Annotated in this window: 18 protein-coding genes and 1 pseudogene; 9 read left to right on the plus strand and 10 right to left on the minus strand. The window is 72.7% G+C overall.

Going from position 1 to position 20,636, the window contains the following annotated elements; translation table 11 throughout:
• Positions 1-23: 23 nt before the first annotated feature.
• The 4 genes from SSPS47_RS02350 to SSPS47_RS02365 all read right to left on the minus strand — a co-directional run bounded on the left by SSPS47_RS02350 (position 24) and on the right by SSPS47_RS02365 (position 3,963).
• Complete coding sequence (locus SSPS47_RS02350; RefSeq protein WP_147875699.1) at positions 24-509, minus strand: NUDIX domain-containing protein; 486 nt, start codon at positions 507-509, stop codon at positions 24-26.
• Between the two features lie 22 nt (positions 510-531).
• Positions 532-2,211 carry an apolipoprotein N-acyltransferase gene (gene lnt, locus SSPS47_RS02355; RefSeq protein ID WP_164248329.1) on the minus strand — a complete coding sequence of 560 codons (1,680 nt, stop codon included), beginning with the start codon at positions 2,209-2,211 and terminating at the stop codon, positions 532-534.
• Positions 2,212-2,463: 252 nt separating this feature from the next.
• Positions 2,464-3,051 carry a hypothetical protein gene (locus SSPS47_RS02360; RefSeq protein WP_164248331.1) on the minus strand — a complete coding sequence of 196 codons (588 nt, stop codon included), beginning with the start codon at positions 3,049-3,051 and terminating at the stop codon, positions 2,464-2,466.
• A 123-nt stretch (positions 3,052-3,174) separates the two neighbouring features.
• Complete coding sequence (locus tag SSPS47_RS02365; protein ID WP_203557764.1) at positions 3,175-3,963, minus strand: aspartate/glutamate racemase family protein; 789 nt, start codon at positions 3,961-3,963, stop codon at positions 3,175-3,177.
• 58 nt (positions 3,964-4,021) lie between these two features.
• On the opposite strand from SSPS47_RS02365, the gene SSPS47_RS02370 reads away from it, so the two are divergent.
• Positions 4,022-5,194, plus strand: a complete 1,173-nt coding sequence (locus tag SSPS47_RS02370; RefSeq protein ID WP_164248333.1) for a glycosyltransferase — start codon at positions 4,022-4,024, stop codon at positions 5,192-5,194.
• 39 nt (positions 5,195-5,233) lie between these two features.
• On the opposite strand, the gene SSPS47_RS02375 is transcribed toward SSPS47_RS02370, so the two are convergent.
• Positions 5,234-6,532, minus strand: coding sequence for a TerD family protein (locus SSPS47_RS02375; protein WP_164248335.1), 1,299 nt, complete (start codon positions 6,530-6,532; stop codon positions 5,234-5,236).
• Positions 6,533-6,773: 241 nt separating this feature from the next.
• On the opposite strand from SSPS47_RS02375, the gene SSPS47_RS02380 reads away from it, so the two are divergent.
• From SSPS47_RS02380 to SSPS47_RS02395, 4 genes are all read left to right on the plus strand, one after another.
• On the plus strand, positions 6,774-7,292 hold the full coding sequence (locus tag SSPS47_RS02380) for a DUF6643 family protein (protein WP_164248337.1): 519 nt from the start codon (positions 6,774-6,776) through the stop codon (positions 7,290-7,292).
• A gap of 82 nt (positions 7,293-7,374) precedes the next feature.
• Positions 7,375-8,340 carry an MOSC N-terminal beta barrel domain-containing protein gene (locus tag SSPS47_RS02385; RefSeq protein WP_164248339.1) on the plus strand — a complete coding sequence of 322 codons (966 nt, stop codon included), beginning with the start codon at positions 7,375-7,377 and terminating at the stop codon, positions 8,338-8,340.
• Positions 8,341-8,472: 132 nt separating this feature from the next.
• Positions 8,473-9,081 carry a hypothetical protein gene (locus SSPS47_RS02390; protein ID WP_164248341.1) on the plus strand — a complete coding sequence of 203 codons (609 nt, stop codon included), beginning with the start codon at positions 8,473-8,475 and terminating at the stop codon, positions 9,079-9,081.
• 187 nt (positions 9,082-9,268) lie between these two features.
• On the plus strand, positions 9,269-11,698 hold the full coding sequence (locus SSPS47_RS02395; RefSeq protein WP_164248343.1) for a right-handed parallel beta-helix repeat-containing protein: 2,430 nt from the start codon (positions 9,269-9,271) through the stop codon (positions 11,696-11,698).
• On the opposite strand, the gene SSPS47_RS02400 is transcribed toward SSPS47_RS02395, so the two are convergent.
• Entirely contained in the window at positions 11,668-14,073 is a 2,406-nt protein-coding gene (locus SSPS47_RS02400) for a hypothetical protein (RefSeq protein ID WP_239065205.1), read from the minus strand. The genes SSPS47_RS02395 and SSPS47_RS02400 overlap by 31 nt on opposite strands.
• A gap of 270 nt (positions 14,074-14,343) precedes the next feature.
• Here SSPS47_RS02400 and SSPS47_RS02405 point away from each other — a divergent pair, with 270 nt between their 5' ends.
• Together SSPS47_RS02405 and SSPS47_RS02410 are read left to right on the plus strand one after the other, a co-directional pair.
• A complete protein-coding gene (locus SSPS47_RS02405; protein WP_147875711.1) occupies positions 14,344-15,174 on the plus strand; it encodes a DeoR/GlpR family DNA-binding transcription regulator in 831 nt (276 codons plus the stop codon).
• Positions 15,171-15,632, plus strand: a complete 462-nt coding sequence (locus SSPS47_RS02410; RefSeq protein WP_164248347.1) for an SRPBCC family protein — start codon at positions 15,171-15,173, stop codon at positions 15,630-15,632. Before SSPS47_RS02405 ends, SSPS47_RS02410 begins: the two co-directional genes overlap by 4 nt.
• A gap of 174 nt (positions 15,633-15,806) precedes the next feature.
• Here SSPS47_RS02410 and SSPS47_RS02415 read toward each other — a convergent pair whose 3' ends face one another.
• On the minus strand, positions 15,807-16,916 hold the full coding sequence (locus SSPS47_RS02415; RefSeq protein WP_147875713.1) for a PLP-dependent cysteine synthase family protein: 1,110 nt from the start codon (positions 16,914-16,916) through the stop codon (positions 15,807-15,809).
• 267 nt (positions 16,917-17,183) lie between these two features.
• Here SSPS47_RS02415 and SSPS47_RS02420 point away from each other — a divergent pair, with 267 nt between their 5' ends.
• Together SSPS47_RS02420 and SSPS47_RS02425 are read left to right on the plus strand one after the other, a co-directional pair.
• The gene (locus SSPS47_RS02420; protein ID WP_078078698.1) at positions 17,184-17,501 is read left to right on the plus strand and encodes a hypothetical protein; all 318 of its coding nucleotides are present in this window, start codon (positions 17,184-17,186) and stop codon (positions 17,499-17,501) included.
• Between the two features lie 214 nt (positions 17,502-17,715).
• Positions 17,716-18,276: an ATP-binding protein gene (locus tag SSPS47_RS02425; RefSeq protein ID WP_203557765.1), complete on the plus strand. Its 561-nt coding sequence runs from the start codon at positions 17,716-17,718 to the stop codon at positions 18,274-18,276.
• A gap of 753 nt (positions 18,277-19,029) precedes the next feature.
• Here SSPS47_RS02425 and SSPS47_RS35145 read toward each other — a convergent pair.
• The 3 genes and pseudogenes from SSPS47_RS35145 to SSPS47_RS02440 form a co-directional block, all read right to left on the minus strand.
• Positions 19,030-19,176: pseudogene (locus SSPS47_RS35145) on the minus strand (ABC transporter ATP-binding protein); the annotation flags it as partial.
• Positions 19,173-19,499, minus strand: a complete 327-nt coding sequence (locus SSPS47_RS02435) for an SHOCT domain-containing protein (RefSeq protein WP_164248349.1) — start codon at positions 19,497-19,499, stop codon at positions 19,173-19,175. The gene SSPS47_RS02435 and the pseudogene SSPS47_RS35145, both read right to left, overlap by 4 nt.
• Positions 19,500-19,678: 179 nt before the next feature.
• The gene (locus SSPS47_RS02440; protein ID WP_239065206.1) at positions 19,679-20,416 is read right to left on the minus strand and encodes a YhjD/YihY/BrkB family envelope integrity protein; all 738 of its coding nucleotides are present in this window, start codon (positions 20,414-20,416) and stop codon (positions 19,679-19,681) included.
• Positions 20,417-20,636 lie beyond the last annotated feature (220 nt).

The following is a 20,636-nucleotide window of genomic DNA, read 5'->3' on the forward strand; positions in this document are numbered from 1 at the left end:
TGGTCGCGGAGTTGCGGGGATTCTCAGTCGGTCCCCGTGCCCCGGTCGAACCAGGTGGGTTCGTCCGCGAGTGACTGCTTGATACGGAAGCGGGCGAACTCCCGCAGCTCGGGCAGCGCGTCCACGGAGAACCAGCCGACCTCCAGGGACTCGTCGTCGTTGACCCTGGCCTCCCCGCCGGTCGCGCGGCAGCGCACCGTGATGTCCAGGTACTGGCACTGGTCCCCGTTGGGGTAGGTGACGGGCCGCGGCAGCGCCTGGACGAGCACGATCCGCTCCGCCGTGCAGCGCACGGCGGTCTCCTCGTACACCTCGCGCTCCGCCGTCACCGCGGGCTGCTCCCCCGGCTCCGAGATCCCGCCGATGACCGACCAGTTGCCGGTGTCGGCGCGTCTGCCCAGCAGCACTCGGCCGTCGTCGTCGAAGACGACCGCGCTGATTCCCGGCAGCAGCAGCAACTGGTGCCCGGCGGTGGCACGGATCTCGCGGATGAAGTCTGGCGTTCCCATGCCACGACCCTATGCGCCGGCATCAGCTCATGTCGTCGGAGGCGGGCCGTCGGCGGGCACGTACGGTGCGCGCGCCCACCCAGCCGAGACCGCCGACGGCGACGGCGACCAGCAGCGCCTCGGGCAGCGTGCCCATCGTGGTGGCGGGTGTCCGCGAGGAGCGCAGCGGCATCTCACGGACCAGGGCGTCCGGGGTGAACATCTTCGACTCGTCGACGACCTCGCCGTCGGGCATGATCATCGCGCTGACGCCGCTGGTGACGGGGACGACGACGGCCCGGCTGTGCTCGACGGCCCGTACGCGGGACATCGCGAGCTGCTGGTAGGTCATCTCGCTGCGCCCGAACGTGGCGTTGTTGCTCGGTACGGTGATGAGCTGCGCCCCGTGGGTGACGGTGTCGCGCACCGCCCAGTCGAAGGCGGCCTCGTAGCAGGTGGCGAGACCGACCTTGGTGCCCGCGAGGTCGAACACGCCGACCTTGTCGCCCGGTCCGAAGTCGCGTCGCACCCGGTCGACGTCGGAGCTGAAGATCCGTACGAAGGAGCGCATCGGGATGTACTCGCCGAACGGCTGGACATGCCGCTTGTCGTACGTCGCGACGGGCCCGCGCTCGGGATCCCACTTGATCAGTGAGTTGCGCAGTTTGCCGGTGTCGGGCGAGAGCACGGAGCCGACCACCGTCGGCACGCCGATCGCCTTGACCGCGTCGTCGATGACGAGGCGGGCGTCACCGTTGCGGTAGGGGTCGAGGTCCGAGGAGTTCTCGGGCCACAGGACGAAGTCGGGCTTCGGCTCCTTGCCGGCCTTGACGTCGGCGGCGAGCTGTTCGGTGCGGTCGGCGTGGTTGTCGAGCACTTGGCGGCGCTGGGCGTTGAAGTCGAGCCCCAGGCGCGGGACGTTGCCCTGGATCGCCGCGACGGTCGCGGTGCCGTCCTCTGCGGAGTCGTCCACGAGGGGCAGCGCGGCGAGGGCGCCCACGACGGGGACGAGCACGGACAGCGCGGCGACGGCCACGGCGGCGCGCGGCACCGGCCGCGTCGTGCCCTCGGCGGGGCGGTCGGCGTCGATGTCGGCCTCGGCCGAGGGGGTGGGCGCGGCGGCGGCGTCGGCTCGGCGGGCGAGGACCAGACGGACGGCCTCGTACAGACCGAAGCCGCACAGCACGACGGCGAAACCCAGTACCGGCGTGCCGCCCACCGCCGCCAGCGGCAGGAACACGCCGTCCGCCTGGCCGAAGGCGATCTTGCCCCAGGGGAAGCCGCCGAACGGCACCCGGGCGCGCGCGGCCTCGCCGAGGATCCATACGGCGGCGGCGAACACCGGCCACGCGGGAAGCCGCGACACGGCCGCGATCCCCGTCCCGACGACGCCGATGAACAGCGCGGACACGGCGGCAAGCGCCACCCACGGCAGCGGGCCGACCTCTTCGCCCGTCCACTTCAGCAGCGGCAGCAGGAAGCCGAGACCGGCGAGGAAGCCGAGACCGAATCCGGCGCGCGGGCGCCGGCCCCGCAGGGTCCAGCCGAGCAGGGCGAATCCTGGCAGCGCCAGCCACCAGAGTGGGCGGGGCGGGAAGCTCGCGAAGAGCAGCAGCCCGGACAGTGCCGCGGCGCCGGGCCGTACGAACCGGCGCGGCCATCGGCTGCCACCGGGCGCGGGGGCGGGCTCGGTGGGTTCGACGGGGGTGATGGTGGTGCTCACCCGGCGGAGTCTACGGTGGCGCCGCCGGAAGACGGCAGTCCGGCCGGGGTGCGGGGGCGGTGCGGGACGGGTTCCCGGCGCCTTCACGGGAGGCGGCGCGTCCCCTGCTCAGTCGAGAGTCGGCCGGGTACGGCCGGTCCGTCCACCACGCCGGTCCTCCGCCGTGGGACGCACCGGCCGCCGCAGGCCCCGCCCCGCCGGCGGACGGCGCCTGCATTCCGGATACGCCCCAGCGGGGATCTCGCCGGGCTCTCAGACCCCGGCCGGGCCGAAACCCTGCTTGGCCGGGCGCGCCTTCCCGGTGGCCGCCGCGCGGAGCCGGTCGCGGATGACGCCGACCGCCGCCTCGGCGTCGTCGACCGTCACCGTGAACGTCCTGCCGTCGCCGAGGCTCAGCACGACGCCCTCGCCGCGCCGTACCACCACGGCCGTGCCCTGCTCGGGCCGCCAGCGGTAGCCCCAGCCGCCCCACTGGCGGGGTGTGACACTGGGCGCGAAGTCCGCGCCCGTCACCTGGGCGAGCGGGATACGGCGGCGTGGCAGTCCGACGTGGCCGCAGCGCACTTCCAGGTGCTCGTGATCGACCTTGACGTGTACGTGCACGAAGGCCAGCGTGCCGAAGAGGATCAGCAGTCCGGCGGCCACACAGCCGACCACCGACGCGGCCAGGGCGACGACGCCGGTGGCCCAGGAGGATTGGATCGCCAGCTCGATACCGAGCGCGAGGCAGGCCGCGCCCACGACGGCGAACAGCCACTGAAAACGGTTGGTCGCTCGGCCGGTCCAGGTTTCGGGGAGGGGCTCTGTGCCAGGCCCCCCTCGCCGGGGGTGCTCCGTCATGGGTGCAGCGTACTCACGATCCGCCCGGTGAGCACCGCCCCGACGGGGTCCGGAATGAGTGACTCCGGCAACAGATCACCGCCGGCGCCCCCACCCGCGCGCCGACAACAGCGGGCGCCGGTTCTAGTGCGCGTGGGTGACGGCGGCGAGCAGGCGGCCCTCCGCGTAGGTCAGGGCCGGGTCGGGCAGCGCGGAGGGCCGGCCACTGTGCAGGACGGTGAGGTCACCGGGCTCCGCGGTGTCCCCGGGGGCCGGTATGTCGCCGAGCCGGCGCAGCGCCTGCGCCGCGACGGCCTCGGCCGAGCCGTGGAGCGCGACATCCGCCAGACCGGGCCGCCGAAGGGCCGCGCGGATGCGTTCACCGACGAGTTCGTAGTGGGTGCAGCCCAGGACGACGGTCCTCACCTCGCCGGGTGTGCGCAGCGCCGCCGCGGCGACGGCGGCGGCGATGCCCGCCTCGTCCGCGTGCTCCACCGCGTCGGCGAGACCCGGGCACGGCACCTCGGTGACGTCGACGGAGGCGGCGAAGGTACGGATGAGGTCGCGCTGGTAGGGGCTGCCCGTGGTGGCCGGGGTGGCCCAGATCGCGATGGGCAGGCCCCGGGCCGCCGCCGGCTTGATCGCGGGGACCGTGCCGATGACGGGGAGACCCGGCTCCAGGGCGGCGCGCAGCGCGGGCAGGGCGTGCACCGAGGCGGTGTTGCAGGCGACGATCAGCGCGTCGGGCCGGTGCGCGGCGGCGGCGCGGGCCACCGTGAGCGCACGCGCGACGACGTCGTCGGGGGTACGCGGCCCCCACGGCATGCCGGCGGGATCAAAGGAGAGTACGAGACCCGCGTCCGGCCGGAGCCGACGCATTGCGGCGGCGGCGGCGAGCAGCCCGATGCCGGAGTCCATCAGCGCGATCTTCACCCGGTCACCTTAGACGACGGGCCTTGCGGTCCCGCCGATCTGGGGCAGACTGCGGCGAATGAGCGCCATTGCCTGGATCGCCGCGGTCTCGCTGGCCGCCTGGGGCTTTCTGTTGCTGGGTCAGGGTTTCTTCTGGCGTACGGATCAGCGGCTGCCGCCGCGTGAGGCTCCGCCGGTTTGGCCGTCGGTCGCACTGGTCGTGCCCGCGCGCGACGAGGCGGACATGCTGCCGGTGAGTCTGCCGTCGCTGCTGGCGCAGGACTATCCGGGGCGGGCGGAGATCTTCCTCGTCGACGATTCCAGCACCGACGGTACGGGCGCGCTGGCCAGGGAGCTGGCCGACCGGCTGGGCGGGCTGCCGCTGACGGTTCTCTCGCCGCCCGAGCCGGCGCCGGGCTGGACGGGGAAGCTGTGGGCGCTGCGTCATGGCATCGAACTGGCGCGGGCGGAGCGGCCCGACTACCTCCTCCTCACCGATGCCGACATCGCGCACGAGCCGGACAGTCTCCGCGAGTTGGTGGCCGCCGCGACGACGAACGGTCTCGACCTGGTCTCGCAGATGGCCCGGCTGCGGGTGGCGACCGCGTGGGAGCGGCTGATCGTGCCCGCCTTCGTCTACTTCTTCTCGCAGCTGTATCCGTTCCGCCGGGTCAACAAGGCGGGGGCGCGTACGGCGGCGGCGGCCGGCGGGTGCGTACTGCTGCGGACCGGGGCCGCCGAGCGGGCGCGGATCCCCGACTCCATCCGGCAGGCCGTGATCGACGACGTGTCGCTGGCCCGTGCGGTGCGGAAGGCCGGGGGACGGATCTGGCTCGGTCTCGCGGAGCGGGTGGACAGCGTGCGGCCGTATCCGAGACTGACCGATCTGTGGCGGATGGTGGCGCGCAGCGCGTACGCCCAGCTCCTGCACAACCCGCTGCTGCTCATCGGCACCGTGACCGGCCTCGCGGTCATCTATCTGGCGCCGCCCGTGGCGGTGTACGCGGGCCTGGCGGGCGGTGACACGTCCGCCGGTCTGCTGGGCGGCGGGGCGTGGGCGGTGATGGCGGGGACGTACGTACCGGTGCTGCGGTACTACCGGCAGTCGCTCTGGCTCGCTCCCCTGCTGCCCGTCACCGCCCTGCTCTACCTCCTGATGACCGTCGACTCGGCCGTGCGGCACTACCGGGGCCACGGTGCGGCCTGGAAGGGGCGTACCTACGCCCGTCCGCAGGCCGCACCGGAGCGTTGAGCCCGGCCGCGGTGGCCGGGGACGGAGCCGGCGGAGGGGTCACTTCCGGCCGGGTGTCCAGTTCATGCCCCAGCCGTACGCGTAGTCGATGGTGCGCTGGGGGCTGACTCCGCGTTCGGGTACGAGAAAACGCGCTTCGCGCTGGACCAGCAGATCGGAGCCGGTATTGGTGATCAATGCGAGCGCGCAGACCGTCGAGGGAACCGTGCACTCGCCGAGGGAGAAGTCGATCGCCGCCCCGTTCCGCGGCTGGAGTGTGACCGTCGCGTCGAGATCGGCGAAACTGCGCGCCCCTTCGTAGATCGTCACGAAGATGACGACACGGCGCAGTTGGTTCTTGTGGTCGAGGTTGATGCTGAGATTCTCGCCGTTGGCCGAACCGCCGGTGCGGTCGTCACCGTCGAGATGGATGAACGGCGGCTGGTGGAGCGCCCCGAAGGCATTACCGAGTGCCTGGACGACGCCTTTGCGGCCGTCGGTCAGTTCGTAGAGCGCGCACAGGTCGAGGTCGAGGTCGCCGTGCATGGCGACGGCACGGCCCAGCTTGGCGCCCCAGCCCTTGAACTGCTTGCGCACCTGCCAGCTGAGATTGACGCGCATCTCACCGGAGTTGCCGCCCTGCTTGGACAGCGAGACGGACGGAGCGTCCTTGGTGAGCGTGACCTTGGTGAGCCGTACGGGAGCGGGGGCCGGGGGCGCGGGCGGCGCCGGCGGTGCGGCGGGCGTGTGCACGGGCGGGGCGGGGGCCGCGACCGGGGCGGGCGGCGCGGGGGTCATCGGCGCCGGGGCCGCCGCCTGCTGAGGCTCGTCCACACTGATGCCGAAGTCCGTCGCGAGGCCCTCCAGTCCGCTGCTGTAGCCCTGGCCGACCGAGCGGAACTTCCAGGCGCCCTGGCGCCGGTAGAGCTCACCGAGCACGAACGCCGTCTCGATGGTCGCGTCCTGGCTGTCGTAGCGCGCGATCTCGGCGCCCGACGCCGCGTCGAGGACACGTACGTAGAGTCCGGGCACCCGGCCGAAGTTGCCGCCGTCCGCCGACGCGGCGACGACGATCCGCTCGATGTCGGCCTCCACACGGGCCAGATCGACGGAGAGGGTGTCCGTCACCGTGCCGGGACCTGTGCCTTTTCCGTCGTAGCGCACCGCGCCCGAGGCGTGCGCGGACTGGTTGTAGAAAACGAAGTCCGCGTCCGAGCGGACCTTTCCCGCCTTCAGCAGAAGAGCCGACGCGTCGACATCCGGGGTCCCCGGCGACGAACGCCATCCCAATTCGACACGCACACCCGGTGCCGACACCGGAACATTGGCTCCTTTAAGCATGGACATGCTCGCCCCCATCGAGAGTCGGGTGACCGAAAGTTTTCCGTCGCGCCAAACCTAATCGCTGAAACAGCCGTCGCGCCCCCGACGACCGACGAGTAACCCCTCCGGAGCTTGCCCTTTACACGATCACTACGCTGCCGGACGACCGATTTTCCCAAGTTCGCTCGCATTGGGGATCCGAAGTCGCCCACACCGCCGGAAACAACCCCCTTATCGGACTCCCCAACCGGCACATCGTGGGCTTAACTTATGTTCCATGACCTCCCCCCGCGCCACCTACGGCGGCGGTTACTACACCGCGCCGTCGTTCCCGGACACCCCGATCTACGACTCCCTGGTCGCGGAGCGGGGCATGCCTCAGATCGCCCCGATCCGAGTGCCTTCCGCCTACGACACCGGCAGCAGCCACCAGAGCAACAGCTATCTGCCGGCGCTGCCTTCGGCGCTTCCCGCACTTCCGGCGGCTCCTTCGCAGCCCACGCCGTCCTACGGCGGCTACCAGCCGCAGCCTGCGCAGCACCCCGTGCCGCTCCAGCACGCCCCGGCGCCCTATGTTCCGCAGCAGGCGCCGCCTCGCGGCTACCAGGGCGCCCAGCCCTATCCACCCCAACAGCAGCAACAGCAGCCGCGTCCCCAGCAGCCCCGCCCGCCGCAGCAGCGACCGGGGTCGGCGACGGGGTACGAGGCGATGCGCCCCGCCTCACCGCGTCCGGCGCCCGCGCCGGTGCAGTACGACGACCCGTACAACCGCCCGTACCAGAGCCGGGGTTACTGACACCGGGGGCTCCGGGAGGACCTGCGCGAGCGGCTCACCGGTACGGGCGGAGGGAGTGGGGGCTCCCTGGCAGGATGGCCGTATGTCTCAGCCGCTCACTCCAGTCCTGCACGCCCTGCGCGTCCATCCGGTGAAGTCGGTGGGAGGTTTCACCGCGGACAGCGCGGTCGTGGAGCCCTGGGGTCTGGCGGGAGACCGCCGGTGGACGCTGATCGACGAGTCGGGCACCGCTGTCACACAGCGCGAGTCGCCCCGGCTCGCGCTGGCCCGCGCCGAGCCGCTGCGGGACGGCGGGCTCGTGCTGCGCGCGCCCGGCCTGGAGCCGGTGGAGGTCGCACGCCCCAGAACGGGCGGCGCCCGGACAGCCGCGCCACGAGGCGGCCCGCGAACAACCGAACCGCGGCCGGCCGGCCCGCGAACAGCCGTGCGGGGAACAGGTGTTGGCGTCGATCCGGCGGAGGCCGAGCCACCCGCCGACGTGCACGACGTCGTGGTGGACATCTTCGGGACCAAGGTCGACGCCTCGCTCGCCGATGCGCGGGCGAGCGACTGGTTCAGCCGCCACCTCGGGGTAAAGGTCCGGCTGGCACACATGGGGGAACCGGCGAGTGCCCGGCCGGTCGATCCGGCCTACGCCCGCCCCGGGGACACCGTCGCCTTCGCCGACAGCCATCCCTTGCTCGTCGTCACCGTCTCCTCCTTCGACGCCCTCAACTCCCTGGTGGCGCAGGGCGACCACGCCGACGAGGGGCCCCTGCCGATGGACCGCTTCCGGCCCAATCTCGTCGTGGCCGGGACCGCCCCCTGGGCGGAGGACGGATGGCGCCGGATCACCGTGGGCGAGGTCACCTTCCGCGTCGCCAAGCCGTGCGGACGCTGTGTGATCACCACGACCGACCAGCGGACGGCGGGGCGCGGCAAGGAACCGCTGCGTACGCTCGCCCGGCACCGCCGCATCGACGGCAAGCTGGTCTTCGGGCAGAAGCTGGTGCCCGAGAACACCGGTACGGTGCAGGTGGGAGACGTGGTGAGGGTGTTCACGGACTGACACCGCCGCCGGTCCGACCCGTCGAACCCAGGGGTGATTTCGCTCTCCCTTCCGCCCTTTTGTGCGTGAGCCGGGCTCCATGGGGCTATGACGGACAGGGGAACGGACGGAAGACGGAAGGGGTGCGGCGCGATGCGAGCGGTCGTGGGGCTCCGGCGCTGGCGGCACAACCCGCTGCGAAGAAGGACCGATCTCGTCGAGGCGTGGGTCGCGCTCGGCGCGCTCGTCCTGATGTTCCTCGCCGTCCCGGTGATTGGCTGGATCTCTGGCACGGCGACCGACGAGGCGTTCCGGCGGACGATCCGTACCCAGCACGAGGACCGGCACCGCACGCAGGCGCTGGTGGTCCGCCTCACCACGGCTCCCGCCCGTGTCATGTACGACCCCGAGACCTCGGCCGAGCGCGAGAGCGGCCGGCCGGTGATCGCCAAGTGGACTGCGCCGGACGGGAGTCGGCACACCGAGACCGTCCGCTCGGCGCCGGCCACGGTCCGGGCAGGCGACACCTTCCCGGTCTGGACCGACCGCGGCGGACAGCTCACCAAGCGGCCGACGGATCCCACCACCGCCCGTACGCACGCCGTGCTGGCGGGAATCGGGGCCGCCGCGTTCGCCGCCGCTCTGGTCGAGGCCGCCAGACGGCTGGCGGTCGGGATGCTCAACCGACGCCGGTACGCACGGCTCGACCTGGCGTGGGCCCAGGCCGGTCCGGATTGGGGCCGTACGGGCGCGGGCAGCTGACCCGAGGGACCCGAACAGCACTTCTCACCGTGCCCGGAACCGCTCTTGGGTCAACCCACCGGTGCCGCGCGCGCTACGGTGGTGCGACCCGGTCCGCCGTCGTGGCCGGGGCTTCCTTGAATTGACCCGGAGCGGGTCCGATCGGCACGGCACGCGCAGGCGCACGAGGTGGGGACAGAACAACACCATGGCACAGGGCACCGTCCAGGTGACGCACACCGGCACCTCGCGTTGGCGCAGGCGTACCGGCGAGTACGCGTCTCTCTCCGCGGCCCTGGAGGCCGCGAGCGACGGCGACATACTCACCGTCGCGCCGGGCACCTACCGGGAGAATCTCGTGGTCACGCGCGCCGTCACGCTGCGCGGACCCGAGAGCCCGTCGGGTTCGGTGCGGATCGCGCCGCCGGACGGCGTGCCGCTCACGGTGCGCGCGTCGGCCACCGTCCACGACCTCCATGTGGAGGGCCAGGACACGACCGCGCCCGCCCTGCTGGTGGAGGACGGCACCCCCGAGCTGACGGATCTGCGGATCGTCACGCGCTCGGCCGCCGGCATGGAGGTGCGCGGCGCGGCGCGTCCCACCGTCCGCCGCTGCACCGTCGACAATCCGGCCGGTGTCGGGATCGCCGTACTCGACGGCGCCGGCGGGGTGTTCGAGGACTGCGAGGTGGTCGCGGCCGGCCAGTCGGGCGTCTCCGTACGCGGCGGGGCGCACCCGCGGCTCGAACGCTGCCGGATCCATCACGCCTCGGGCGGCGGTCTGACCGTCACCGGCGAGGGCAGCGGGCTGGAGGCCGTCGGCTGCGAGGTGTACGAGATCAAGGGCACCGGCGTACAGATCGCCTCCCGTGCCGCGGCTCATCTCACCGACTCCAGCGTCCACCGCACTTCGGCGGACGGCATCACGCTCGACACGGACGCGGTGCTGACGCTCTCCGACTGCGACATCCACGACATCCCGGAGAACGCGGTCGATCTGCGTTCCCGCTCGGTGCTGACGCTGACCCGCTCCACGGTGCGGCGCTTCGGCCGCAACGGTCTCTCCGTCTGGGACCCGGGCACCCGGGTGGACGCCAACCAGTGCGAGATACACGACAGTACGGGCGACTACCCGGCGGTCTGGGTGAGCGACGGGGCGACGGTCGTGCTCGACTCCTGCCGCGTGCACGACGTGCCGGACGCGCTGTTCGTCCTGGACCGCGGCTCCCGCGCCGACGTCGTGGACAGCGACCTCTCCCAGGTGCGCAACACGGCCGTGTCGGTGAGCGACGGCGCGACGGCGCAGCTCGACGACTGCCGGATCAGGGAGGCGTCCACCGGCGCCTGGTTCCGCGACCACGGCAGCGGCGGCACGCTCAACTCCTGCACCATCGACGGCGTGCAGACCGGTGTCATCGTCACCAAGGGCGCGGACCCGACCATCGAGCGCTGCACGATCACTTCGCCGGCCGAAGCCGGTTTCTATGTCTCCGCCGAGGGCCGCGGCACCTTCCACGACTGCCGGGTGACGGGCAGCGGCGGTTACGGCTTCCATGTGATGGACGGCTGCCGTACGACGCTGACGCGCTGCCGCACCGAGCGGTGCGCGCGCGGCGGTTACGAGTTCCCGGACGGCACCGCACCGGGCGCCGAGGGCAACGGTGCGGGACCGACCGTGGAGGACTGCACGAGCGACGAGAGCGGCGTACTGGTCGCGGCGCCGCAGCCGACGGCGGTACTGACGGCGACGCAGACGACGGGACTGCTGGGCGCGGTCCCGGCGCAGAGTGCGCCGCCCGTACCGGACGCGGCGCCCGCCGAGCCGGTGCGCGAGCCGGGCAAGGTGCTCGGTGAACTCGACGCGCTGGTCGGCCTGGAGAGCGTCAAGCGCGAGGTCCGGGCCCTCACCAACATGATCGAGGTCGGCAGGCGCAGGCAGCGGGCCGGTCTCAAGGCCGCCTCGGCCCGCCGCCATCTGGTCTTCACCGGCTCCCCCGGTACCGGCAAGACGACGGTGGCCCGGCTGTACGGCGAGATCCTGGCCTCGCTCGGGGTGCTGGAGCGCGGTCATCTCGTCGAAGTCTCCCGGGTGGACCTGGTGGGTGAGCACATCGGCTCCACCGCGATCCGTACGCAGGAGGCGTTCGACCGTGCCCGTGGCGGCGTGCTGTTCATCGACGAGGCGTACGCGCTGTCGCCGGAGGACTCGGGGCGTGACTTCGGGCGCGAGGCGATCGACACGCTGGTGAAGCTGATGGAGGACCACCGCGAGGCGGTGGTGGTGATCGTCGCCGGGTACACGGTGGAGATGGAGCGCTTCCTCGCCGTCAACCCGGGTGTGGCGTCCCGTTTCTCACGGACCATCACGTTCAACGACTACGAGGCGGACGAACTGCTGCGGATCGTGGAGCAGCAGGCCGAGGAGCACGAGTACCGGCTCGGCGCGGGCACGGCCGAGGCGCTGCTCAAGTACTTCGCCGTGCTGCCCAAGGGACCGGCGTTCGGCAACGGCCGTACGGCGCGCCAGACGTTCGAGTCGATGGTGGAGCAACACGCGAGCAGGGTCGCCCAGTTGCCGGAGACCAGCACGGACGACCTGACGCTGCTCTACGCGGACGATCTGCCCGAACTGCCCTGACTCCGAGGGCTTTCCAGCGTTCCCCGGTCCGTCGCCGCGCCGTCCCGCTGTGCGGGCAGCGCGGGCGGCAGCCGGTCGAGCAGGGCCGCGCGCTCTACGGCGAAGGCCGGATCGGCCTGGTACTCGGAGTGGCCGAGGATCGGTTCGGGCAGCGGGTGGCGCTCGGTACGGCCGTAGGCCAGCGGGTCCTTGAGCGGCCCGTGGTCCACGGCGGGTGCGTCGCCGTCGCCACCGGTCCTGACGGGCCCGCCGATGGGGTCGGTGGCGCGCCACAGGTTGCGCCAGCAGTGGACCTCCCTGCCCAGGTCGCCGAGCGGTCCGGCGCCGAAGTAGGCGGGGAACCAGCGGCCGTACAGCCGCTCCAGCGGTGAGCCGTACGTCAGCAGCGCCACCCGGTGGCGGGTGCCTGCCGGCAGCTGCCAGACGGCCGCCGCGGCCAGCACACTGCCCTGCGAGTGGCCGGAGATGACGAGGCGTCCGCCGGTGCGGGCGGTCCAGGAGGCCATCCGCCAGGTGAGGTCGGGCACCGCGCGCTCGGCGTAGCACGGCGGCGCGAAGGGGTGCGAGGCGCGCGGCCAGAACGTGCCGACGTCCCAGAGGATGCCGATGGTGCGCCGGGCGGACGGGTCGCGGTAGGCGCGGCGTCCCCAGGTGACGAACAGTATGAAGCCGAGGCCGATCAGCCAGGAGCCGAGCGCCTGCGCGGTGTCCGCGACCGACTGGACCAGCGCGGGAGCGCCCTCGGCCGCCCGGCCCGGTACGTCCCCGCTCCGCCAGGCCCCGACGACGGCGCCGATGCCGAGCAGGAGCGTGGCGCCGGAGACGAGGCCGACCAGCCGGGGCGCCGCGTCGGTGAGTTCGGCGCGGGCGCGGGCTCCGGCGATCCGGCGGGTACGGACGGAGTCCGGCGTGACCTTCTCCTCGCGCGACCCGTACTCCGCCTCCACGACGGGCGCGAGGCGACGGGCGGTGCGCACGGTGCGCACGGCGAGGAGGACGACCGGGATCAGCAGGAGCACGAGCAGGACGGGTATGACGGCGGCCTGCCAGCTGAGCAGCACCGGCGGTCCGATGATCGAGCCCTCCCCCATGCCCGGTGTGCCCGACCCGTCGAGCCAGTCGCCGACGCGCTGCGCCACACCGCCGGTCATCACCCCGGCCAGGGCGCAGGCCAGCATGGCGACGGCGGGGCCGCCGAGGCCGAGCAGGGCGATCCTGGCGTGCGGGGCGCGCCGGTGCAGGACGAGGGCCGCGGCGGCGAGGGCGACGACGAGGACGCCCTGGGCGAGGACGAGCACCGGGAACGTGATCGCGCCGGGGAGGGTGCCGGCGGAGACCCAGCCGGGGCGGGACCAGGCGGCGTACAGCACGGAGAGGGCGAGCAGGGCGAGGGAGACGGCGGGCAGCCGGCTGATGACCGCCTTGTCGAGCGTGCCGTCGCGCCTGCGCTCGCCGCGGCCCCTGCTGCACACCACCCAGAGCACAACGAGCCCGCCCACGACGAGAGTTGACTGGAGCAGCCAGCCGGCGCCCTCGCGTACGGCACTCGACGCGCCGCGGTCGTGGCGGGCGGTGGCGCCGGTGATCGCGCCGGCGACGGTGAGGAATCCGGCGGCGGTGTGCGCGGCGCGCAGGCGCGCGACGAGCCGGCGGCCGTACCAGAAGCCGGGCCTGGCGAGTGCGGGCCGGACCTTCGGGGCGTGGTGGGCGCTCTCCCCGGCCGGGCCCTCGTAGGCGTCGGTGGGGTCGGTGGTGTTCGTGACGTCCATGGCGTCGTCGGCGCTCCCGGCCCCGGCGGCCGGCTCCGGGAGACTCCCGCCCGGCACGGCGTCGGTCGGCGGGCGCTGGGCCTCGTACGCGCTCCAGGTCCGGTTGGACAGGTACCACAGGAGCCCCACCAGCGCGGCCGGTACGAGGGCGGCCAGCGCGAGGCGGCGGCCGGGCTGCGCCCACCAGCCGTCCCGCGTGGCGGACAGGAAGCCGAGCCAGGCCCGGTCGTCCGCGCAGCCGGCGGAGCCCGCGCACTGCCAGGCCACCAGGTCGAGCGCGACCTCACAGGCGCCGGCCGTCAGCAGCACGGTGAGCGTGAGGGCGAGCAGCCGTACGAGCACCCCGTAGACCCGCTGTGTCCGGGCGAGCCCGTTGGTCGCCGGGCGCATCCAGTGCGCGAGGTTGACGACCATGAAAGGGAGCAGCAGCAGCCACAGGGCGCGCGCGCCGTTCCCGGAGGTGAGATTGGACCAGCAGTACGCCTCGGGCACCGGCCCGTCCTCGTACCGCTCGGGGTGGGACTCGGCCTCCTCGTCGTCGGGACGCCGGTAGATGGCCGCGGTCTCGTCGCCCGTGATCCGGACCGTGTACGGATCGGCGAGCATCTCCTGCGGTGTGGCGCCGCCGACTCCGTGGACCAGCAGTTCGAGCGCGGCGCCGCCGCCGCTGCGGACGGGGGGCTCAGGGGACACGTCGATGACTCGCTCTCCAAGGTGGCGTCTCGCGGGCGGTGACCACCCCTCAGCGACTCTCCCCGGACGGGGGCGGGCCGACACCTGCGTACGGGGCCCAACGCCGTGGGAGGATGGGGAACCTTTTGATCAGCTGTGTACGGCGGCCACGCACAATGCCGACGTGGAAGGACAGGCCCGGTGGTGAGCGACAACCAGAACCTCCTCGCGGAACAGCGGCGCGCCCTGATCCTCGACGAGGTGCGCAGGCGCGGCGGAATCCGGGTCAACGAGCTGACGCGCAAGCTCAACGTCTCGGACATGACGGTCCGCAGGGACCTCGACGCGCTCGCTCGGCTCGGTGTCATCGAGAAGGTGCACGGCGGCGCCGTGCCGGTGGTCGAGGCGAGTACGCACGAGCCGGGCTTCGAGGCCAAGTCGGAGCTCGAACTCAGCGCCAAGGAGGACATCGCACGGGCGGCGGCCGCGATGGCGGTGCCGGGCCGGGCGATCGCGCTGTCGGGCGGGACCACCACGTACGCGCTGGCGCACCATCTGCTGGACGTGCCCGATCTGACGGTGGTGACGAACTCCGTGCGGGTCGCCGACGTGTTCCACGCCGCTCAGCCGGCCGGGACGTCGGGCGGTCAGCGCGCGGGCGCGGCCACCGTGGTCCTCACGGGAGGTGTCCGTACGCCGTCGGACTCGCTGGTCGGGCCGGTCGCCGACCAGGCGATCCGCTCGCTCCACTTCGACGTGCTCTTCCTCGGTGTGCACGGCATCTCCCCGGCGGCCGGTCTGTCCACGCCGAATCTGGCCGAGGCGGAGACGAACCGCCGTTTCGTGCGTTCGGCGCGCCGGGTGGTGGTCGTGGCCGACCACACCAAGTGGGGGACGGTGGGCCTGAGTTCGTTCGCGACGCTGGACCAGGTGGACACCCTGGTCACCGACGCCGGGCTGTCGGCCGAGGTGCGCGAGGAGATCGTGGAACACCTGCCGGGCCTGGTGGTCGCCGGGGAATCGGCGGAGCGGTGACCGTCTTCCGCGTCGAGCGCCGTACGGCCCTGCCGGCCGAGGAGGCCTGGCGGCGCGTCACCGACTGGCCGGCGCACGGGCAGCGGGTGCCGTTGACACGGATCCTGGTGCGGACGCCGGGGCCGACCGGCACCGGGACGGTGTTCGTGGCACGTACGGGACTCGGACGCGTGCGGTTCGACGACCCGATGGAGGTCGTGCGCTGGGAGCCGCCCGCGCCGGGGAGCCCGGGGCGCTGCCGGCTGGAGAAGCGTGGGCAGGCGGTCACGGGCTGGGCCGAGATCGAGGTGACGGAGACGGGGACCGGGGCCGGTTCGGACGGGCGCACGCTGGTGACCTGGACGGAGGAGCTGCGGCTCGGCTTCCTGCCGCGCTTCCTCGACGGGGTGACGGCACGGACGGGACGCGTCGTCTTCGGCCGTGAGGTCGACGGCCTTCTCCGCGGCCGGGAGCGCTGAACGCGCGACGCACGGCGCCGGTCCCGGTTCGGCCCGCGCCGCCGGCGTGACGTTCGCACGTCACTCGATTCCTCAGGAGTGACCGCGCATCCGCACAATCGAAACAGGGCGCCCCGTGACAGCTCCGTGGAGCTGACGGCGCAAAACTCCCGGCGGCGCGCTGACGCCTGACGGTCAGTCGGACCAGACCCCGGTCCGCAGAAAGCTCTCGATCGTGGCGGTGTACGGCGCGATGTCGATGTCCTGTGCGGCGAGCCAGTCGTCGGAGTAGTACTTGTCGAGGTAGCGGTCGCCCGGGTCGCAGATCAGTGTCACCACACTGCCCCGGTGCCCGTCCGCCACCATCTCGGCGACGACCTTCAGCGCGCTCCACAGTCCGGTGCCGGTCGAACCGCCCGCTCTGCGGCCGATGTTGCGCTCCAGTACGCGTACGGCGGCGATGCTCGCGGCGTCCGGCACCTTCATCATCCGGTCGATGGCCCCGGTCACGAAGCTCGGCTCCATCCGGGGTCTGCCGATGCCCTCGATGCGCGAACCGCGCTCCGAACTCGCCCGCGGGTCGCGGCGGGTCCAGCCGTCGAAGAAACAGGAGTTCTCCGGGTCCGGGACACAGACCATCGTGTCGTACTGCATGTAGCGCACATAACGGGCGATGGTGGCGGAGGTGCCGCCGGTGCCGGCCGTCGCCACGATCCACGCGGGCACCGGGTAGCGCTCCAGCCTCAGTTGCTGGTAGATCGATTCGGCGATGTTGTTGTTGCCCCGCCAGTCGGTGGCCCGCTCCGCGTAGGTGAACTGGTCCATGTAGTGGCCGCCGGTCTCGGCCGCGAGCCGCGCCGACTCCTCGTACATCCTGCGCGAGTCGTCGACGAAGTGGCAGCGCCCGCCGTGCAGTTCGATGAGCCGGCACTTCGCCGGGCTGGTGGTGCGCGGCATGACCGCGATGAACGGGACGCCGATCAGCTTCGCGAAGTACGCCTCCGAGACCGCTGTCGAGCCGCTGGACGCCTCGATGACGGGCTTTCCGGGGCGGATCCAGCCGTTGCAGAGCCCGTAGAGGAACAGTGAGCGGGCGAGCCGGTGTTTGAGACTGCCGGTCGGGTGGGTGGACTCGTCCTTCATGTACAGGTCGATGCCCCACCGCTCCGGCAGCGGGAAGAGCAGGAGGTGTGTGTCGGCCGAGCGGTTGGCGTCCGCCTGGACCTTGCGTACGGCCTCCTTGAGCCAGGCCCGGTACGCGGGGTCGCCGCGGTTCACGTCGATCGTCTGCTGCCGCTCTGTCATGCGCGCCGTCCCCTGGTCCGCCCGTGACGTGTTCCGCCGGTGTCCGCCGCGGTGGTAACCGGCGGGACACGGGCGCAACAGTAAGCCCTCGACCTGCGCAAACCATCCCTTTGGGTATCCATAGTCGCGCCTTGGACTTGGGGCCCACCGGGACCGGGCGCGGTGCTGACGGGTCGTCCGGGACGGCGGGGGAAGCCGCTCTGGCGCCCACGCGCCGAGTTGTGCAGACTTCCCTTAGCGAACAGGTACGGAGGGGGCGGATCAGCCATGGCGGAACCGGAGTTCAGCGCGAGTGGCGTCGAGATAGAGCGCTGGCCCCGCTCGCTCACCAAGGCGGGACGGGTCCTCATCCAGGACGGCAGACTGGCGCTGCTGACCAGCTACGGACGGGTCATCGACAGTGCGCCGCTGCGGGCGGTGCAGGCGGCGAAGCCGTGGTTCCGGGGGGACGACAGCACGGTGGCGACGGTGAACGGCACGCGCTACCGGCTGACCATGGGCCGGGACGGCCGGCGGCCGGAGGGCAGAGTGCTGGCGGGGCGCTTCCTGGAGACCGTACGCAGAGCGGGAGCGGCGAAGACCTGACCCCGGGCCCTGTCCGGATCCGGCCCGGCGCCTGTCTCGTTGACGCGAGTTGCGGTCCCGTGGGAGGTGGTTCACTCTGGGGTGTATCACTCAGGGTGAACCGGTGGTGACGCTGCGATCCAGCCCCGCCGGGCAGGACAGCAGCGAGCCTCGCGAGTGAGCTGCTGGTTTTTGATCCATGCCTTCTTCCGGACTCAATCGGGGAGTCGCAGCCGTGATCAGCCAGCCGAACAGGCAGTGCACGGTGGAGCTCCAGGCCCTGCCGTCGCGGATCCGCCAAGTCCGCAGAATCGTTTCTGCGCAATTGCGCTACTGGCAGCTCGACCCACTCATCGACCCAGCGGCGCTCGGCGTGACCGAGCTGCTGACCAACGTCCACCGGCACGCACAGCCGGACAAGATGTGCAGCGTCGACATCGAGCTCCTGCTCGACCGGCTCACGGTCTCGGTCCACGACCACGACCCGCGCCTGCCGACGATCAAGGAGGCCGATCCGCTCGACGTGTGCGGGCGCGGTCTCGCCCTGATCGAGGCGGTCAGCGAGAGCTGGGGAGTGCGCGCGGAGGGCGACGCGGGGAAGGTCATCTGGTTCACGCTCCCCGCCCCGTCCGCCGCCGTGCCCCGCAACCCGGTGTACGGCTCGACGACCGACGGCCCCTTCGCGTACGGGTCCTTCGCCGACAGCGCCTTCGCGGGGATCCGGGCCGTGGCCGGGGAGCGCGAACACACCGCCGCCCGGTCCGCCGTGGGTCGGGCCGCTCGTAGACCGCTTTGACGGTGCAGGTCTCCACGGCGCCGTCGGTGAAGGTCGGTCGCGTCGTGCCGCCGGTCCGCAGACTCCGTTCCTCGGCCTGCGACCGCGACACGGCGATGCCCTTGGTGCCGAATCCGGCGAACGAGCCCTCCACGGACCCGAGATCGAAGCCCTCGGCGAGTGCGGCCGGGTCGGCGACGGTCAGTTGACGGCCGTCACCGTCGATCTTCGCCACTCCCCTGCCGAGCCCCACCGCCGGGCCCACTTGGGGGAGTTCGGCCGGCGCGGGGGCGAGCGCCGGGCTCAGCCCGCTGCCTCCGCCGCCGAACGCCGGGACGCCGACCGCGAGGTCGCCGGTGAAGGAACGGGACACCGTGCGGTCCATGGTGGTCTTCAGCGAGGCGCCGAAGACCGTGAACAGGGACACCAGAGCGGCACCGGTCATCAGCGCGGTGGCGGTCGCCGCCGGGCGTGCGGGGCTGCGCAGGGCGTTGCGCTTCGCCAGGGCGCCCGTAACGCCGCGCAGCCGGTCCAGCGGCCCGCCCAGGAGCCGTACGGCGTGGGTGGCGGCCACCGGGCCGAGCACCACGAAGGCGGCCAGGGTGAGAACCGCGCCCGTTCCGGCGAGCACGAGGCACGGCGCGGCGAAGAGACCGAGCAGGATCGCGCCGATCCCGGCCGGGCCCACCGCCGTACCGACGACGGCCAGCGTCCCGGAGGCGCCCGAGTCGTCCACGGCGGTCTCGCGCAGCGCGGCCGGCGGCGCGGTGCGCCCGGCCCCGTGATCGCGGTGAGGCGGCCGGCGGGGAAGTCGACGCTCACCCCGTCCAGGGCCCTCACCTCCGTGTCGCCCCTGCTGTGGACCTTGACCGCGTCCACGACGCGGGCGGCGTGGGTGGTGGTGGGCGTGGCGGTGGTCACGCCGCGCCGCCCTTGCCCGTACGGCCGAACTGCTCGTCCAGTACGGAGAGCCGGCGCCAGTACTCGTCCTCGTCGATCTCACCGGCGGCGAAGCGCCGGCCCAGCATCGCGATGGGCGACTGCGCGTCGTGCCGGTCGGTCGTCTCCCGTACGTCCCGGGCGTCCCGCTCGAAGCGGCCGGACCGCCACGGAGGGCCGCCCCCGCGTCCGCGCCGGACGGTCCGGCGCAGGAGGGTGACGCCCACGACGATCACGGCTGCCCACACGAGCGGGAAGAACAGGATCCAGGGGCCGGGTCCGCCACTGTTCGCAAGGGCGTTCATCTCCGGTCAACTCCTCGGTTCGCGACTCTCTCGGTCTTTCTCTGTCGCTTCCGAGAGTCGCGCCGGGAGGGGGGCCGGGTCGTCGTGCGGCCGGCGGCAGTACGGGTACCTCCCGGGGAGTACGCGGGCCCGGCACGGCTGCTCCCGGCGGCCCGGGCCGGGGGCCGGCGGCGTACCTCTCAGGTCTCGTCCAGGTCCTTCAGACGCCGGAAGACCCGGCCCTCGTGGGCGAGACGGCCCACCAGTGCCCCGCCGTAGACGACGAATCCGACGCCGACGAGCCACGACTGGAGGACCAGGACGGTACCGAAGGGACCGTAGGTGACGGCGCTTGAGGCGATCAGCGGTGAGAAGACGAGCTGCGAGAAGCCCCGCAGGCCCAGCAGGCCGAGGGTGGTGGCCACCGCGCCCGGCACCAGGGCGATCCAGCGGACGCGCCCGCCGAGCAGGATGTGCTGGGCGATCCAGAAGAACAGGAACGTGCCGATGACGTCCAGCACGACGACCGTCAGCGGGCCGGTGACATCGCCGGAGGGGGAGGGCGTGTTGACGAAGCCGAGCAGCGCGCCGACCAGCAGGGCGAGGAAGACGACATGGCGCCACATGGTGTGCCAGCGGGCGGTGGGCAGGTCCCAGACCTTCTCGTAGCCGGTCTGCACGGCGGAGCCGAAGGTCAGTCCGAAGACGGCGAGCGCGGCGAGACCGAAGGCGGTGGTGCGCTGGAGCGCCGTGTCGGGCACCCCGAACAGCCGCTCGACCTCCAGTTGGGACTCATGGGTGACGCCGATGGCCTGCCCGAGCCAGCGCGCGAAGCCGTGACCGCTGGCGGGCTGGGCCGCCGCGACCAGCACCAGCACGGGGACGAGGGTGAGGAATCCGAGCGCCGCGAAGCCCATGGCGCGGTGCAGCAGCTCCATCTCGCGCCCGCTCGTCCACGCGACCCCGAGCGGTGAGAGGCGCAGCCGCCGGTCGAGGCGCTGGAACCAGCGCGGCGGGGGCGACGGGGGCTCGATGCCGGGCGGCGTCTGGGTCATAAGGGATGACCTACCCGCGATGGCGCGGCGGGCCGTCCGTGGTGCCGCCGGACGGGTGGTGGGGCGGTGGCGCGGGCCGGGGGTGACGGCCCGCGTGGCGGGT

It is taken from the genome of Streptomyces sp. S4.7 (assembly GCF_010384365.1).
Lineage (GTDB): Bacteria > Actinomycetota > Actinomycetes > Streptomycetales > Streptomycetaceae > Streptomyces.

Bases quoted from the DNA above. Each gene is read 5' to 3' on its own strand.
- SSPS47_RS02350 (WP_147875699.1), bottom strand. From the start codon at position 509: ATGGGAACGCCAGACTTCATCCGCGAGATCCGTGCCACCGCCGGGCAC.
- SSPS47_RS02360 (WP_164248331.1), bottom strand. From the start codon at position 3,051: ATGACGGAGCACCCCCGGCGAGGGGGGCCTGGCACAGAGCCCCTCCCC.
- SSPS47_RS02370 (WP_164248333.1), top strand. From the start codon at position 4,022: ATGAGCGCCATTGCCTGGATCGCCGCGGTCTCGCTGGCCGCCTGGGGC.
- SSPS47_RS02375 (WP_164248335.1), bottom strand. From the start codon at position 6,532: ATGGGGGCGAGCATGTCCATGCTTAAAGGAGCCAATGTTCCGGTGTCG.
- SSPS47_RS02380 (WP_164248337.1), top strand. From the start codon at position 6,774: ATGACCTCCCCCCGCGCCACCTACGGCGGCGGTTACTACACCGCGCCG.
- SSPS47_RS02385 (WP_164248339.1), top strand. From the start codon at position 7,375: ATGTCTCAGCCGCTCACTCCAGTCCTGCACGCCCTGCGCGTCCATCCG.
- SSPS47_RS02390 (WP_164248341.1), top strand. From the start codon at position 8,473: ATGCGAGCGGTCGTGGGGCTCCGGCGCTGGCGGCACAACCCGCTGCGA.
- SSPS47_RS02395 (WP_164248343.1), top strand. From the start codon at position 9,269: ATGGCACAGGGCACCGTCCAGGTGACGCACACCGGCACCTCGCGTTGG.
- SSPS47_RS02400 (WP_239065205.1), bottom strand. From the start codon at position 14,073: ATGCTCGCCGATCCGTACACGGTCCGGATCACGGGCGACGAGACCGCG.
- SSPS47_RS02415 (WP_147875713.1), bottom strand. From the start codon at position 16,916: ATGACAGAGCGGCAGCAGACGATCGACGTGAACCGCGGCGACCCCGCG.
- SSPS47_RS02420 (WP_078078698.1), top strand. From the start codon at position 17,184: ATGGCGGAACCGGAGTTCAGCGCGAGTGGCGTCGAGATAGAGCGCTGG.
- SSPS47_RS02435 (WP_164248349.1), bottom strand. From the start codon at position 19,499: ATGAACGCCCTTGCGAACAGTGGCGGACCCGGCCCCTGGATCCTGTTC.
- SSPS47_RS02440 (WP_239065206.1), bottom strand. From the start codon at position 20,416: ATGGAGCTGCTGCACCGCGCCATGGGCTTCGCGGCGCTCGGATTCCTC.